Annotated in this window: 13 protein-coding genes and 1 tRNA gene; 6 read left to right on the forward strand and 8 right to left on the reverse strand. The window is 72.1% G+C overall.

Annotated elements, in window-relative coordinates:
• The first annotated feature begins 375 nt into the window (after nt 1-375).
• Nucleotides 376-1,122, forward strand: a complete 747-nt coding sequence (locus WG209_RS13805; RefSeq protein ID WP_337175637.1) for a Calx-beta domain-containing protein — start codon at nt 376-378, stop codon at nt 1,120-1,122.
• Nucleotides 1,123-1,283: 161 nt separating this feature from the next.
• Nucleotides 1,284-1,904 (forward strand): hypothetical protein, encoded by a 621-nt coding sequence (locus tag WG209_RS13810; RefSeq protein ID WP_337175638.1) that lies wholly within the window; start codon nt 1,284-1,286, stop codon nt 1,902-1,904.
• A gap of 19 nt (nt 1,905-1,923) precedes the next feature.
• Here WG209_RS13810 and WG209_RS13815 read toward each other — a convergent pair whose 3' ends face one another.
• Nucleotides 1,924-2,772: a YiiX/YebB-like N1pC/P60 family cysteine hydrolase gene (locus WG209_RS13815; RefSeq protein WP_337175639.1), complete on the reverse strand. Its 849-nt coding sequence runs from the start codon at nt 2,770-2,772 to the stop codon at nt 1,924-1,926.
• A 201-nt stretch (nt 2,773-2,973) separates the two neighbouring features.
• Nucleotides 2,974-3,636: a nucleoside monophosphate kinase gene (locus WG209_RS13820; RefSeq protein WP_337175640.1), complete on the reverse strand. Its 663-nt coding sequence runs from the start codon at nt 3,634-3,636 to the stop codon at nt 2,974-2,976.
• Between the two features lie 331 nt (nt 3,637-3,967).
• Here WG209_RS13820 and WG209_RS13825 point away from each other — a divergent pair, with 331 nt between their 5' ends.
• From WG209_RS13825 to WG209_RS13835, 3 genes are all read left to right on the forward strand, one after another.
• The gene (locus WG209_RS13825; protein WP_337175641.1) at nt 3,968-5,599 is read left to right on the forward strand and encodes a hypothetical protein; all 1,632 of its coding nucleotides are present in this window, start codon (nt 3,968-3,970) and stop codon (nt 5,597-5,599) included.
• Between the two features lie 189 nt (nt 5,600-5,788).
• Nucleotides 5,789-7,663, forward strand: coding sequence for a pseudouridine synthase (locus tag WG209_RS13830; protein WP_337175642.1), 1,875 nt, complete (start codon nt 5,789-5,791; stop codon nt 7,661-7,663).
• Nucleotides 7,660-8,547, forward strand: coding sequence for a dihydroorotate dehydrogenase electron transfer subunit (locus tag WG209_RS13835; protein WP_337175643.1), 888 nt, complete (start codon nt 7,660-7,662; stop codon nt 8,545-8,547). The genes WG209_RS13830 and WG209_RS13835 overlap by 4 nt, the downstream gene beginning before the upstream one ends.
• 24 nt (nt 8,548-8,571) lie before the next feature.
• On the opposite strand, the gene WG209_RS13840 is transcribed toward WG209_RS13835, so the two are convergent.
• Entirely contained in the window at nt 8,572-9,339 is a 768-nt protein-coding gene (locus tag WG209_RS13840) for a UvrB/UvrC motif-containing protein (protein ID WP_337175644.1), read from the reverse strand.
• Nucleotides 9,340-9,531: 192 nt separating this feature from the next.
• Between WG209_RS13840 and WG209_RS13845 the strand changes: the two genes are divergently transcribed.
• Nucleotides 9,532-9,604 (forward strand) — tRNA-Lys (locus WG209_RS13845).
• A gap of 1,770 nt (nt 9,605-11,374) precedes the next feature.
• Here the strand turns inward: WG209_RS13845 and WG209_RS13850 are convergent.
• From WG209_RS13850 to WG209_RS13870, 5 genes are read right to left on the reverse strand one after another with little or no spacing between them, the layout of a single operon-like run.
• Nucleotides 11,375-11,953: a hypothetical protein gene (locus WG209_RS13850; protein WP_337175645.1), complete on the reverse strand. Its 579-nt coding sequence runs from the start codon at nt 11,951-11,953 to the stop codon at nt 11,375-11,377.
• An 11-nt stretch (nt 11,954-11,964) separates the two neighbouring features.
• Nucleotides 11,965-12,987: a DnaB-like helicase C-terminal domain-containing protein gene (locus WG209_RS13855; RefSeq protein ID WP_337175646.1), complete on the reverse strand. Its 1,023-nt coding sequence runs from the start codon at nt 12,985-12,987 to the stop codon at nt 11,965-11,967.
• Nucleotides 12,975-13,601: a hypothetical protein gene (locus WG209_RS13860; RefSeq protein ID WP_337175647.1), complete on the reverse strand. Its 627-nt coding sequence runs from the start codon at nt 13,599-13,601 to the stop codon at nt 12,975-12,977. Before WG209_RS13860 ends, WG209_RS13855 begins: the two co-directional genes overlap by 13 nt.
• Nucleotides 13,598-14,596 carry a hypothetical protein gene (locus tag WG209_RS13865; RefSeq protein ID WP_337175648.1) on the reverse strand — a complete coding sequence of 333 codons (999 nt, stop codon included), beginning with the start codon at nt 14,594-14,596 and terminating at the stop codon, nt 13,598-13,600. The genes WG209_RS13860 and WG209_RS13865 overlap by 4 nt, the downstream gene beginning before the upstream one ends.
• Nucleotides 14,593-15,438 carry a hypothetical protein gene (locus tag WG209_RS13870; RefSeq protein ID WP_337175649.1) on the reverse strand — a complete coding sequence of 282 codons (846 nt, stop codon included), beginning with the start codon at nt 15,436-15,438 and terminating at the stop codon, nt 14,593-14,595. The genes WG209_RS13865 and WG209_RS13870 overlap by 4 nt, the downstream gene beginning before the upstream one ends.
• Between the last annotated feature and the right edge of the window lie 31 nt (nt 15,439-15,469).

Consider the following 15,469-nt stretch of genomic DNA (forward strand, 5'->3'; position numbering starts at 1 on the left):
GGTTTGAGAAAAAGCTTATATCAGGGTCCGAGTCATTGACACCCCTTTGACCGGCCGTTAACATCCGAATTCAGTCGGATGGGGAGCTGCTGAAGGCCGCCCCCGCCCAACCTGCCACGTCGTGCGTGGCGTCGTCCGTCAGGGCCGCGAGGCGGCCCCCCCCGTTCCGCTCAACGGCCGCCAGGCCCGGACGCGCATTCGCGCCGACGGACGCCGGCCGTCCCTCGATCCGATCCCAACATCCAATCGAAGCAATTCCGTTCGCCCGCCCCCCGACCCTGACCTAGGCTTCGGGTAGCGGAGGGCCGTCGTCCGTCCCTTGCGCCGGCCCGGATCGTCGCATGAACCCGAGACTCCACGAGAGAGCACATCAAAATGCATTCCGATCGTCTCAACGCCCGGCGACGTCGCCCCACCTTCGACTCGATGGAAGAGCGGCAGCTCCTGACCTCGCTCCTGCTGGTTAACAATCCCTCCGTCACCGAGGGGACGGGCGGGACGACCGCCATGACCTTCACCGTCACGCGGGTCGGGGCGCCGGACACGTCGGTCGAGGTGGATTACGGGACGGCCGACCGCACGGCGGTCGCCGGGGCGGACTACGTCCGGACCGCCGGCACCCTCACGTTCGCCCCGGGCGAGATGGCGAAGACGGTCAGCGTGCCGATCGTCACCGACTCGATCGCCGAGTCCAACGAGTCGTTCCAGCTGAGGCTCTCCGGCGCGGTCAACTCGACCATCGTCCAGGGGATCGGGACCGGGGTGATCCTCGACGACGACGTCGTCGTCGCCCCGAAGCTCTCGGTGGCCGACGTCCGGATGCAGCGGGGCCTCACCGGGATGCGGGGGGCGGTCTTCACCGTCTCGCTGAACGCGGCCCAGCGGACCCCTGTTTCGGTGCTCGCCTCCACCGCCAACCTCACGGCCATCGCCGGGGTCGACTACCAGGCGAAGGCCGAACTGCTGACGTTCGCCCCCGGCGAGACGACCAAGACGTTTTCCGTCTCGGTCTACGGCAAGACGACCGCGAGCGCCGACGCCATCTTCACGGTGAACCTCACCGGCACGACGGTCGGGCTCGCGCGGGCGACCGCCTTCGGCATCCTGCGGTACGGTGCCTGACGAGACCGATCGCGACGCCGGGGCGGCTCCCGCCCCGGCCGTCGCGCGGCCCGGGGCGCGGATCCGGCGGCTTGCCTGGGAAATTCCGCCGCCGCGAGACTAGGATAGGGATGTCGGGACGTCGTCGAGTCCCGCCGTTCCTCACCCCGGAGCCTCGCGCCTTGGAGCCATCGACCCTGCTCGCCCAGGCCGCGGACGCGGCCCTCGTCCTACCCCCCTGGATCACCACCGCGACCTACCTCTGGCTCGCGATCGCCTGCGTCTGGGCCTGGCGGGCGGGGAAGGGGCCGGGGGGGCGACTCGCCGCGACCACGTGGCTGGCGCTCGCGGCGATATTCCTCGCGCTGGCCGCCGCCCGGACGCTCGGCCTGCAAGCCAAGCTCACGGGGACCGTCCGCGAACTCGCCCGCGAGGAGGGCTGGTACTACGCCCGTCGCGAGGTCCAGGCGAGGGTCGTCCTGGCCGCGGCCGCGCTCGCGAGCCTTGCGCCGGCCGCCATCGCCGTCCACGTCCGCTCGACCCGGATGATCCTCGCCCTCTCGCCGATCGCGGCGCTGCTCGGGTTCCTCGCGGTGAGGGCCGTCTCGCTCCACCAGGTCGACGCGGTGCTCTACCGCCGCGTCGGCGGATTCGAGGTCAATACGATGGTGGAGCTGACCTTGCTGACCCTGGTCGCGGCGGGGCTGGGCGTGTTCGCGTCCGGCGGGCGCGGCAACGCCCCGGGGGCGGCCGTTCCCCCCAGGGACGACCACCTCGGGGCGCGTCGGTACAGGGTCCGATGAAGATGAGGTCGGCGCGGGCTCAGTTGGCGCTCGAGACGACCCGCGGCACGCCGTGGTCCGCCATGAACGGATAGCCGGGCGTGAACGTCGGCGCCACGACCTCCTGGAGGCGCGGCGACGACCAGATCCCGTGGCGTTCGTTGCCCGGGAAGAACACTTCCTGCTCGAACGTCAGGGGGGTGTCGAGCGCCCACCTGGAGGCCGCGGCGATCCCCAGCATCTGGACCGGGAACTCGTTGGCCCGTTCCATGTCGCCCAGGCGGATCGGGTCGGAGAGCTTCAGCCCGGCGTGCCGGAAGGCCTTCTCGGTCAGCTCCACGCAGTAGAGGGCGTCGTCGTTCAGCCCCAGTTCATAGTCGAACGGGACTTGCCTGTTGAAGACGTCGTGGAGGTATGCGACCACCTGGGGGATCTTGTCGCGGTGTTCCGGCCGGAGCCGCTTGACGCCGAAATTCCCCACGTTGTCCAGGATCCAGACGCAGAACGGCTGCCGGGCGACGCTCGTGCGGGTGGTGTCGTAGACGACGGGCTCGCCGTCCTCCACCACGACGACGCCGGTGTGCGAGAACTTGCTGTTGCTGGCGTTGGCCAGGAAACGGCTCATCGGGAACCAGCCCCGGGCCACGCGGGCGTCACCCATCCGGAAGACGATGTCGCCGCTGCGCAAATTCTCGCGGCCCCAGGAATCCCAACGCTGCATCTGGGGCGTCAAGGCGATCGGCGGGAGCAGTCCGTCCTTCCGCCCCTGGGTGGCCGCCGGGCCCCAGTAGTTACCGTGGTAACCCGCCGGGACCATTCGTTCCGTCATCTCCCGTTCCTCGGGGGGGTGGAGGAACCACGACGAGGCCAGCAACAAGAGCCTAAGCATCGGCACCTATCTCCAAGGTATCGGAGCGCGTCGATCTCCCCGCGATCATCCCGCCGGGGACGACTCGGGGGCCGGCGATGCCACCGGCCTCGACGTCCTGATACGAGAAATTATAACACGGGGAGGAAAAGGGAGGCCCGCCCACTTCCGGCTCTTTCGTCGCGGCCGGGCCCCTTCCTACCCATGCGTGCCGAAGCGAAATCAGTGCCGCGCCGACTCTTCGCGCGTCTGGAGTTCCCGGAGCGATCGCTCCAGCACCTCCTCGGGGGGGCCGTCGGCCGAGACCGCGATCAGGCGGCCCGTCATCTCGTAATAATCGGCCAGGGGGCGGGTGCACTCCTCATAAGCCCGCATCCGGACCCGGATCGACTCGGGCCGGTCGTCCTCGCGCTGGATCAGGGCGCCGCCGCAGAGGTCGCAGACCCCCCCGGCCCGGGGGGGACGAGCCTTGACGTGATAGACGGCCTTGCAAATCGAGCAGGTCCGCCGGCCGCCCAGGCGATCGACGATCTCGTCCAGCGGCAGCTCGTAGGAGATCACCGCGTCCACAGCCGTCCCCTCGCGGACGAGCAGGTCGTCGAGCGCCTCGGCCTGCGAGACCGTCCGCGGGAAACCGTCCAGGAGGAACCCCCCCCGGCATCGAAGGCAGGCCGAACGCTCCTCCACCATCGTCACGACCAGCCCGTCCGAGACCAGCTCCCCGCGCCTCATCGCCTCCAGGGCCGACCGCAACGCCGGGCTCGGGTCGCACTGGCACGACGCCGCGCGGAAGACGTCGCCGGTCGACAGGTGACACGTCCCCAACGCCTGGCACAGCAATTCCGCCTGAGTCCCCTTCCCGACCCCCGGCGGCCCTAGCAGCACCAGACGATGTGCCCGACCGGGGGCGTCCGGCGTCACGCTGCAAACCGCGCCAACCCCCTGGAACCAAGTCGCACGATCATTTCGCGCATCCATTTCATCTCCGCTTTCCGCCCGCTTTCGGCCCGTCCAACGGACCACCGGGCTTCCTCCACCTTATCCGCGCGTCCCGCCGGCATCCAGGAGTTTCGGCGGTTTGTTCGGAAATATCGGTCGTGATCGGCCCGACTGGCGTACCGGCGGTGTTCTTTCGGCTGATTGCCTGGAGGAAGGGTGATGCTTATGTCGAATATGCGACGGCGAGGAGGCGAAGGGCCCTATGGTGATGCCCCCAATGCCTAGGATTCGTTGGTCGCGGGCCTGCCCGCTCGTGATGGCGATGGCCGTGGCGTGCGCGGCGTCCGCGCAGGAGGCGACGCCGACGGACGTCGAGGATCGCTTCCGCCGACTGGAGCGGATCGTGGCCGAGCAGGCCGAGCAGATCCGGCGGCTCTCCGAGGAGAATCGAGAGCTGGCCGGCCGGGGGAAGGCGGACCCTCCCGGAGCCGGGTCCACCACGTTGCCCGCGATCGTCGAGGACGACGACCAGCCCGAGGCCGATCAAACGTCCCCCGTGACGGACCCGGCCCCGGCGGTGGAGGACGCCCTGGCGAGCCCGAGCCAGGGCGACGACACCAGCTGGACGGCCGAGCGGGGGGTCTTCTCGTCGCTGATGGACGCGGGCGACGACACGATCCCCGAGGACGACATCGCCTGGTCGTCCCGCCGGTTCATCGTGGGCGCCTACGACAACGGGTACGTCCTGGTCGCCCCCTCCGATCAGCAGCGAACGCCGTTCTCTCTCAAGCTGAACATCACGACGCAGGTCCGGTATACGGGCTTCGCCCGCTCGGTGGAATCCTGGACCGACGCGTCCGGCCAGGTCCTCCCGGTGCGGAATCGGAGCTATTTCACGCTGAATCGGAACTGGTTCAGCTTCACCGGATTCGCGTTCTCGCCCCACCTGCGTTTCAACGCCACGGTGTTCAGCACGTCGGCGACCAATCAGACGCTGGCGTTCGGCTGGGCGGGCTACGAGTTCTCGAAGGCGTTCATCCTCAACGGGGGCTATTACAAGGTGCCGGGGACTCGAGAATGGATCGAGTCGGGCCGCTACCCTCTGGGCGTCGACCGCACGATGGCCAACACCTTCTTCCGGCCCGGGATCAGCCCCGGCGCGTGGGCGCAAGGCGAGCCAATCCGCGACGTCTACTACTACGCCGGGATCTTCAACGACCTCAGCTCAGCCAGCCCGAGCGCGAGCCGGACCAACACCAACATGACCTACGCGGCCACCGCCTGGTGGGAGCCGCTGGGCTCGTTCGGGCCGGGCTACTCGGACGAGGAGTACCACGAGACTCCGGTGGCCCGGCTCGGGGCGGGGGTCGTCTACAACCGGAGCATCCGCGAGCCCAGCCTCGAACAGGGCCAGTCCAATCCCGAGAATACCATCATTCGGCTGACCGACGGCACGCCGCTGTATCAGGCCAACGCCCTGGCGCCGGGCGTGACCGTGGAGGCCGCCCATGTCCTCCTGGCCAGCTACGACATCTCGCTGAAGTATCGCGGGATGAGCCTCTCGGCCGAGGCCTACACCCGCTGGCTCACCGACCTGAAGGCCTCCGGCCGGGCGCCGCGGGGGACGCTCGACGACATGGCGGACGTCGGCGGCCTGGTCCAGGGATCTTACGCGTTGGTCCCGAAGCGGTTCGAGCTGTTCGCCAGGACGTCCGGCGTCTTCGGCCGGCACGGCGACGGCAGCGAGTACGGCGGCGGCGTCAACTGGTTCTTCCTCGGCAATCGCAACGTCCGGGCCACCTTCGAGGCCAAGCGGATAAACCACTCCCCCGCGAACAACCTCCTGTACGGCTATTTCGCCGGCCAGAGCGGCACTCTCTTCCAGCTCCAGCTCCTCACCGACTTCTGACCCGGCGGCGCGACTCCGCTTCATCGGGGCGCCGGACGCCGGATCCCACGCGGAACCGCTGGCCGAGACGGGCCGGAAATCGTAAGATGAAAGTGATTCCGCCGCGCGGGGGTGCAACGCCCCCGGCGGTCGTCGAATCGGTTCCGGTGGCCCGTTCGCTGCCGCGCAAAGAGACGAGGAAGGTGGGCCATGGCGGAGCGGAGATCGCATCCCGGCGGCGGCAAGGGCCGTCCGCCCCGGAAAGAAGGGGGCGGGCCGAAGCCGCCGGGGGGGCCTCGGCGCAGCCTCTCCGGCGCGAGCCGGAAGCCGAATCGGTTCGGCCACGGCGGGCACTCCCACCAGGGGCCCGGCGGCGAAGGGCCGACGACGGGGCAGGGGGGCGGGCCGCCTCGCGCCGGTCGCCCCGCCGGCCAGGGCCCGCGTCAGCCCCGACGGCAGCCGCTGAAGTCCAGCCCCGAGGCCGAGAAGGGCGAGCGCCTCCAGAAGGTGCTGGCCCAGTCCGGCCTGGGATCGCGCCGGGCGTGCGAGGAATACATCCTCCAGGGCCGCGTCACGGTCGACGGCAAGACGGTCAAGGAACTGGGCGCTCGCGTCCATCCCGACCGGGTCGTGATCGCCCTGGACGGCGAGAAGTTGAAGGCCGAGCGCCACGTCTACTACGCGGTGAACAAGCCCAAGGGGTACGTCTCCACCAACGACGACCCGGACGGCCGCCCCCGCGTGGTCGACCTGCTCCCCGAGGTCCCGGAACGCGTCTACACCGTCGGCCGGCTCGACGAGGAGAGCACCGGGCTGATGATCCTGACCAACGACGGCCAGCTCGCCAACAAGCTGGCCCATCCGAGGTACGGGGTCGAGAAGATGTATCGCGCCGTGGTCGCCGGAACCCCCGCGCCGGACGTCCTGGCCCGCCTGACCGAGGGCGTCTGGCTATCCGACGGCAAGGTCCGCGCCAAGCGGGCCCGCGTCGTCGGCGCGCAGGGCGAGGCGACGGTCCTGGAGCTGGTGCTGGCCGAGGGGAAGAAGCGCGAGATCCGCCGGATGCTCGCGAAGTTCGGCCACAAGGTCATGCTCCTGACCCGGGTCGCCATCGGCCCCATCAGCCTCAAGGGGATCCCCATCGGCGACGCCAGACCGCTGTCGCGCGCCGAGGTCGAGATGCTCCGCAAGGTCGCGTCCGGCATCGCGCTCGCCCCGCCGCGCGACCTCCCGCACCACACCCGACCGGGCGGACGCGTGCCGCGTCAGGGCCAGGGGCAGGGACAGGGCCGGGGGCAGGATCGAGGCCAGCGGCCGTCGGGGCCGGGCAGGCCCGCCGGGCCCGCTCGCTTCGCGGAAGGCCGCGACCAGGGGCCGAGGCGCGAGATCGACATCGAGGCCCTGGGCCCGCCGCCGTCGCAGCGCCAGGGGCGGCCCCCCCAGGGCCGGTTCGAGGAAGGGCGTCGTCCCGCGCGTTCGCCGAGCGGCGTCCGGCCGCCGCGTCAACGCTTCGAGGACGGCCAGGGCCCGTCGTCGCGCCCCGCTGGGCCCGGCCGGCCCGGCTACCGCCCCGAGGGGCCGCCTCCCGGCCCTCGCGGTCGCAACCAGGGCTACCGCCCCGAAGGGGGACCGCCGCCGGGCCCGCGCAACCAGGGCTACCGCCCCGAGGGCGGTCCGCCGGGCCCGCGCAATCAGGGCTATCGCGCCGAGGGCGGTCCGCCGCGGGCCCCGCGCGGCCAGGGGTTCCGCCCCGAGGGCGGCCCGCCGCCGCGCCCCCCCGGCCCGCCGCCGTCGCAGCGTCCGCGCCCCGCCGGGGCCGGTCGGCCCCAGGGGCCCGGCCCTCGACCCCCCGCGCCCGATCGCGGCCCGCGCCCCGCCGGGCCTCCGCCGCGACAGAAGCCGCAGGGGCCGCCGCCGGTCCCGATGGCCAAGGGACGTCGGGTCATCGGCCTGGATCCGCGGATCCATCGCGAAGTCGCCGAGGCGTCCGCCCCCAGCGGGCCCCCCAGGCGGCCCATGCCGAAGCGCAAGCCCCCTCGCAAGGCGGCGGGGATCAGGCGGAAGCGACCGGGCGAGGAATCATGAGCGACGTTTGCACGAGCCGGGCGCTGACGACGCCCGGCGCGACCGTCCTGGAGAATCGGGAGATCGCGCGGGGGACGTTCCTCCTCCGCGTCGACGCCCCCGAGATCGCCCGTCGGATCCTCCCCGGCCAGTTCGTGATGGTCCGGGGGCCCGGCGAGGGCTCCGACGACCCCCTCCTGGGCCGGCCGTTCGCCCTCTACGAGGTCCGCCGCGACGCCTCCGGCGAGCCCGTCTCGCTGGACGTCGTCTACCTGGTGATCGGCCGGGGGACCGCCGCCCTGTCGCGACGACGCCCCGGCGACCGGGTCGACGTCTGGGGCCCGCTCGGCAACGGCTTCGGCCCCTCCCCGGGCCCGGGCGAGGCCGTGTTCGTCGCCGGCGGCATCGGCCAGACGCCTTTCCTCGCCCTGGGCCGCGAATGGCTCGGCCAGGCGTCCCACGGCGACCAGCCTCGCGAGACCGGGACGCCCGTCTCCGCGGCGACCCTCCTCTACGGCGTCCGCTCGGCCGACCTGCTGGCCGGGGTGGACGACATGCGACGCGCCGGCATCGCGGTGGAGATCGCCACCGACGACGGCTCGGCCGGCCGGCCGGGGTTCGTCACCAACCTGCTGGAGGAACGCCTCCGATCCGGCGAGAAGCCCGCGAAGGTCGTCGCCTGCGGCCCGCCGCCGATGCTGGCGGCCGTCGCCCGGCTGGCCCGGGAACACGACGTCCCCTGCGACGTCTCGCTGGAGAACCACATGGCCTGCGGCTTCGGCGCGTGCTTCAGTTGCGTCGCGCCGATCGTCCAGGACGACGGCCGCCCCGACCTCCGTCGGGTCTGCGTCGAGGGCCCCGTCTTCCCCGCCGATCGGGTCGACTGGTCGAAGCCGTCGCACTGACGCCGACGCGGGGCGCGCGAAGCCTCAACGACGGCCCCCGGCCTCATGCGCCCGGATCTGGTCGCGGAGGCGGGCGGCCTGCTCGTAATCCTCGCGGGCCACGGCCTCGTCGAGTTGCTCCCGCAAGGTTTTGTCGACGGCGAAGTTGCGTCGGATTTCCTGCTCGTTGAGCTTGAGCTGCTCGATCAGCGTGGGATCGGGGGATTCGGACGATTCGCGCGCGTCCCACCAGTTCCTCTGATGGTGGGTCAGCCTGTCGACGCCGTCGCGAAGGGCGTCGACGGCCTCCTCGGGGCGTCTCCGTTCCAGCGCCAGCGTGGCAAGGGCTTGCGCGCGATGGAACTGGACGAGGCCGCGAAACTGCTCATGAGAGGCGATGTAGTCCTCGGTCGGTCCGTACTTACGGACGAAGTCCATCAGGGCCAGGGTGTGGTCGGCGTCGCGCGCGGCCAGCTCGTACCGACGGAGCGAGAGCCAGGCCACGCGACGGTGGTAGAACTGGACGAACTCGCGATCGGCCTCGATGCAGTGCCGCGGCGACATCGTCCACGCCGTACCCTCGACGTCGGCCCGGTTCGCGGCGTAATGGCGGAGATAATCCAGGTAGGTCGCCGCCCCGTGGGGCCGCGTCCCGTCGGGCCGTCCCGCGACCTCGAGCTGCAGGATGCCCAGTTCAATGCGGATCTGCAGGACGGCGCGGCCGTCCCTGGCGCGGATCTCGCGCGCCAGGACCTCTCCCGGCCCGGGATCGTAGGGCCATCCCTGGATGACGTCGTCCAAGTCCTTCCGCATCCCCGCCCCCCCGAGCGCGTCCCCGACCGCCCCGTGCGACCATCCCGCGAAATTATAGCCCCCGGCCGCCCCGATTCCCAAACCTTCCGCCCTCCCGACGGCCCCGGGGACGAAATCCGGAATTCCCGCCGGCCCCCCCTTGCTTTCGACACCGCCGGACGTCATGATGTCCCTATCAATCCCACCTGCCACGCCTCCCTAGCTCAATTGGCAGAGCAGCTGACTCTTAATCAGCGGGTTGAAGGTTCGAGTCCTTCGGGGGGCACTCTCATTTCCTCGCGACACGACGCGACTTGAAGCGTCAACCCCGGTCGGGGAAAGGGGTTTAGGGCTCGTCGGCCTAGCGGCGTCGTCCGATCCCGCCACGCCATGACGCGACACGCAACGCCCCGAATCGTCCCCGGTGGTGGGCAAATAGTGGGCAACGGCGGGCGAGCCTTCCCCGCCCTCGCACCGGCCGGGCGTCTTCCCCTTCGGGGGGGGGGACCCGTCCGTCGCGGCCACGGCTTCGCGGCCGTCGGTCGGCCTCAGGCTCGGCAGCGACAGCGCGGCGGCCTCCACGTCGGCCAGCCGGGGGCGCGTGTACTTGTCGGTCAGTCCGGGTGTGCTGTGCCGCATGATCCGTTGGGCGACGCGGGGGGAGACGCCCGCCGCGTCGAGCAAGGTGGCGGTCTGGCACCGCAAGGCGTGGAAGTCGAACACGAGGCCGGACGCGTCGCGGTAGGGGATGCCGGCCCTTTCCAGGTCGCCCCTCAGCATCGTCGCCCCCCGGTCGTCCGCCAGGTGGAAGACGGGCTCCCCGTCGGCCACGGCCCCCGCGAACGGCCGCAGGTCTCCCGCCAGGTCCGGGGGGATGCTCAGCGTGGCCACGTCGCCATTCTTGGTGTAGCCGGCCTCCACCCGCACCGTCGCGGGCTCGGCGCGCCAGTCGAAAGACGCGGGCGTGATGCTTTGCAGCTCGGAATACCTCAGCCCCGTCGCCACGGCCAGCCGATAGAGCAGCGACCGGGCCGGGCCGCTCATGGCTCGCCACGGGGGGCCGGAATGGGCGGCCTCGATGAGACGCCGAAGCTCGTCGGTGGACAACGTCCGGCGGTCGTGGCGGCGGTCTTCCCTGGGATTGAACCCGCTCACCCCCGCGAGGGGATCGGACGCCAGCCGACCCGACGTCAGGCACCATCGCGAGAACGTCTTGATCGCCACCCGATAGGCGTTCGCCGTGCGGTGGGACGACCCGTGATCCACGAGGGACCGCAGCGCCCGTTGCACCGCGTCGGCGGTCAGGTCCGCCAGCTTCGCCCCCGCCGTCCAGCGGGACAGGGCGGCCTCATACTTGGCAAGCTCGGCGCGCTTGGCGGCGGGGGGCGGGCTCACTTCCGCCAGGGTCGCGCCCTTGACCACGGCCGCGAGGCGGCGGACGCGCTTCAAGGTTTCGTCGACGTGCTTCGGCGTCCCCCCCTTGGCGGTCAGGCGTCCGCCGAATGCCTCGATGTGCTCGGCGACGGGCGTCCGGGCGTGCTCCCTCAACGCCAGGTCGCGGGGGTCGACCAACCCGTCCCGAATCCTGGCGGCTTGGGCCTCCAACTCGTCGGCCAACCTCTGGGATTCCCGGCGGTCGGTGTAGGCGGCCCGCTCGCGCTTGACGCCGTGTTCGTCGACCCATCGGGCGTGGTAGCGGCGTCCGCGTTTGCGTACAGTAGCCATGGCGTCTCCATGCGACGTGCGATGAGGTGAGCGGGGGCGGGCCGGGTCAGGCGGCCCGCCCCTCGCGTTCGAGGGGTAAGCGATCGGGCGGCCCCCCGTCAACGGGTCGTCGGCGGCCCCTTCGGTGGTGCATCGTGGTTCGCTGCGTCCGGCGGGCCGGAGCGAGGCGGACACGGCCCGGGGATCGACCGCCCCGCCGGCCACCCCGAAGTGGAAACCGGCCGCCGGTCTCCGATCCCCGGAAACCGATCCCCGGGGGGCGGCCGGGAGCCGGGCCGGCGGACGGCCGTCCCCCCCACTCCCCTTGAGGGGAGTGGTTGGAATCGGCCGGTCAGCTCACCGACGTTACTTCGGCGGTCGGCTCACCGGCGATGGACGTCGGTGAACCGACCGTCGACGAGCGACGCGCCCCGTTTTTCGCGAGGGACGACTCGCGTCCCCGTTTGGAGCGGGCTTCCCGGCGGCGGGCAACCTTCGCCAGGTACGAATCGACCCGGGCGCGCCTCTCGTCGCGCTCGTCCGGCGTCTCGGCGGCCTCGCGCTCGGCGACGACCCGCGCGGCCTCGGGGTTGATCGCCGCGAGTTGGCCGGGGGTCAGGACCGTGTACACGGCCACCATCCCGGGGCGGTGGGCGTAGACCAGCCGGGCGGCCTTCATGTCGGTCAGGACGCGGATCGCCTTGGCGGCCCGATCCCCGCCGACCCCGAGGCGTTCAGCGAGGTGGTCGCGGCCCGGCCTCGCCAGCCCGTCGGGTTGCGTGTCGCGGCGCAGCATCCACCACGCGAGCGCGTCCACGGGGTCCAGCGTGCGGACGACGTCGTCGAGGAAGCGGTTCTCGCGTCTGATGCGGAAGCGGAGGCAGGCGCGGCGGCGGGCGGCGTCCGGCTTGCCCTTCGGTTCGGTGTGCATGGGGTCGTTCCTCAGTAAACGTCGAAACCGTCATCGTCGGGGTCGTCGGCGGCCGGGGTCGCGCCCGGGGCGGGGCTCGCGGTCGTCGCGCCGAGCGGGCGGAAGCTGGCGGGGTCGGGCGGCCCGGCGGACGTCGGCCCGAGGTCGTCGTCGGGGCGAGGCATCCGGAACGCCTGATGCTCACGCTCGAATATCGCGCGGAAGGAATCGACGGGCCCGTGTCGGTTCTTCGCGTGGTCGATCAGCACGCCGACCGGCCCGCGACGCGCGACCCGACGTGCCTCGGGGTCGTCGTGCTCGCGGTCGCCGGGGTTCGGGCCCTCGGGGTGGCGGGACATCAGGACGACGTCCGTGGCCCGGTATTCGAGGCTCCCCGACCCCCTCAACGAAGAGAGGCCGGGGCGTCCGTAGTTCGCGCCCCCCGACCGCCGCAGGGAAGAGACCGCGATCACCGCGAGGTCGCGCTCGACGCACAGCTTCCCGAGGTCGCGGACCAGTGCGGAGAGGCGCGCGTACTCGTCCGTTTGCGTCGGGTCGCTCGCGGGTTCCATCTCCTGGACGAAGTCGAGCAACAGCAGGTCGGCCCCCGTCAGCGCCGCGAGGCGGACGGCGGCCCGCAGGCTGTGCGGTTCGTCGCACCACATGAGGCGGTCGCCGATGCCGTCTAGGACCGCGAAGGCCCCGCCGAGGCGGGCGTCGTCCGCTTCGGTGGTCGCGTGCGCCGCGATCCGGTCGAGCGGCAAGCGCGCCAGGCGGGCGAGTTGCCTTTCGAGGCAGGTCTCGGGGGACATCTCCACGGACGCGACGACAGCCTTCAACTCGGGGTTCCTCGCCAGGCAGTCGACCACGATTTGGAGCGCGGCCGACGACTTGCCCACGCCGGGCTCGCCCGCGATCAGCAGCAGCTTCCCGGGGCGCAGCTTCAGCCCCGAGAACACGGCGATTCCGTCGGACCAGGCGGGCGGGAGCGGGCGTTTCAGCCCTTCCCGGAACCGGCGGCCGCGCACGGCCCACGGGGTCGTCAGCCGTTCCAACGGCCACGTCGCGGGGTCGTCCGGAAATCCGGCGTCCGCTTCGGTGTGGTCGTCGACGACGCGGAATCCTTCCGGGTCGGGTCGCCCCGACGCCCCGGAGGCGCTAGGATAAGGTCCAGCCATTCGAGTCCTTTCCTCGGGTCCATCCAGCGGATTCGAGCCGTCGCCTCCGGTTGCCGCCCGGGGGCGTCGGCGTTTTCAGGGCTCACGGAAACCAGCCGATGGGAGTCGGCTCGTAGTCGTCGGGCGGGTCGCAGGAGTCGGGGTCGTACTCGGGGGAGTCGACCAGGGGCGGGAGCGGGTCGTCGGCCGTCGGGCAGCGACTGCAAGAGGTGGAAGACGCGGACGAAGGCGGGGCCGTAGTGCAGCGCCTCCCACGCCATCGCCCCCGCCGGGGCGGCCGGGTCGATGCGGCGGACGACCGTGTCGCGGCGGACGGGGTCGTCGATCAGCATCCCCAACCGAAGGGAATCCCCTTCGACGCGGACGGCGGCCCGGACGTCGAAGCCCCCGTCGGGGGCGTCGCGTCGCTCGGGTTCGGCAACGGCGTCCACGGCGTCCAGGAAGTCGCAGACGACTTGGGCGCGGAAGGCGCGGGCCGGTTGCTCTCTCACGGCGTCCTCCGGGGGGGGCGGGCGTCCTCGATGCCGCATTCGACTTGCCTGCGGACGTCGGCGGGGTCGAAGCCGAACGCGCAGCCGATCGGCATCAGCAGCGACAGGACCAGGTCGTCCACGTCGGCGGACTTCTCGGCCATGTCGCGGGCGCTGCTGTACAACAGCCTGTGCCGGTCCCCGCAGCCGACGCGCTCGGGGGTTTGCAGCAAGGTCCAGGTCGCCCGGTTCAGGGTCGCGACGCCCCATTCGGTGAGGGGGGAGTGGGGCGCGGGCCTCGCGGCGGCGGCTTCGACGGCGGCCCGGGCGGCGGCCCAGTCCTCCGCGAACCGGGGGCCGGGCGGCCCCGTCGGCAGGTCGAAGGGGATCGGGGCCGCCGCGCGTCGCTTCGCCTCGGCGAGGTCGATCCCCCGGACGACGTCGTCCAGCGGGATCGGGACCGCGTACAGCGTCGTCTTCGCGTGCCAGCTATTCGGCGCGCGGAAGAGCGGGATGTGGTGATAGATGCTCGTGTCGATGACGACCCCCGCGTCGGCGGCCGCCGCCAGGGCGAATGCCTTCGCGAGGGCTGGGACGTCCGGGCCGGGGGGGATGAGGTCGCCCGTCGCGAGCGCGACGTGGGCGCCCTTTGATCCGCTGAAGTTCACGAACACCGCGCCCGGATCGTGGCGCCTCGCGAGGTGGTCGGCGAGGCGGCCGGCGGCGGCCAGAGCCGCGCCCGGGTCGCTCTCGTCGTCCAGGTCGAAGGGGAGCCAGGACGCGCCGCACGGCCCCCGGTAGCCGGCGGACCAACCCTTCGACTGGTCCCGGGCGGGTTGGGCGTCATGCCAGGCGAGCAAGTCGGGCGGGTAGCTCCAGGCGGACAGGAACGCCTCGCGCCCGGGGACGATCCCCCGGGCGGCGGCGAAGCCGGCGAGCGCCGCCCCGTGGTCGGCGAGGAACCGACGCGGGGCGGCCTTCCCGTCGGCGCGGAACCCAAACGGGGCGATGTTCACGCGGCGTCTCCCGCGGGGCCCGGGGCCGGCGCGTACTCATTGCCGAACATGTCAAAGCGGTCGTCGTCGGCGGGCGGGGCGGCGGCCGGGGGCGCGGTCGCGGCTTCGCGGGCGACGCGCTCGCGTTCGGCCCAGATTCGCTCAAGGGCGGTCAGGCTGGCGAGGGCGGGGGAGGCCGGCCCGGGCCCGGCGGCCGGGGGCTCGGGGGCGGGCGTCGGGCCGTCCGGTGGGGCGGCTTCCGCTTCGTGGTCGGCCTCGGGGGGCGCGTCGGCCGGGGGCGGGCCCCCCAGGAGTTCGGCGGCGATCAGCCGGGCGCGGGCGATCTCGTCGGCGTCGTCCGTCGGCCCGTGGCGGCCGGTGGGCGTGCCAGGATATTGATATTCATAATTTGAATCCGCCGGGGCGTCGTCCGTCGCCTCGGGGCAGGTCTCGGCGGCCGGGGCGTCGGCGACCGCCGCGAAGTGCTCCACGACGTTGTGCCACCCCCCGGCCCGCGACGCGGCGAGGGCGACCCTCACGTCGAAGAGGCGGTCCAGCGGCGGGGGGGCGGTCGTCATGGCGGCGGCGTTCTCGTATCCCAGCGCGACCGCCTCGCGGTCCGCGTGGGCGCGGGCGGCGTCTGTCAGCCAGACGTCCCGGAAGACGGCGCGGCCGGCGTGCGGGCCGGCGACGACCTTGAACGTCAGCTTGGCGGTCGGGTGGCCCAACCGCGAGGCGGTGAGGCGGACGTCGGCGAGGCGGCAGCGGTACGCCCCGAACGGGATCGGCGCCCGGTCCCCCTGGGAGCGCGGGGCCCCGGCCGGGCGGATCGGGGGCGGGGCGAAGGTCGTCCAGTTGGCCATAGAGATTCCTTACCATCGGCGAGGTTCGGCG

The organism is Paludisphaera sp. (genome assembly GCF_037189885.1).
GTDB lineage: Bacteria > Planctomycetota > Planctomycetia > Isosphaerales > Isosphaeraceae > Paludisphaera.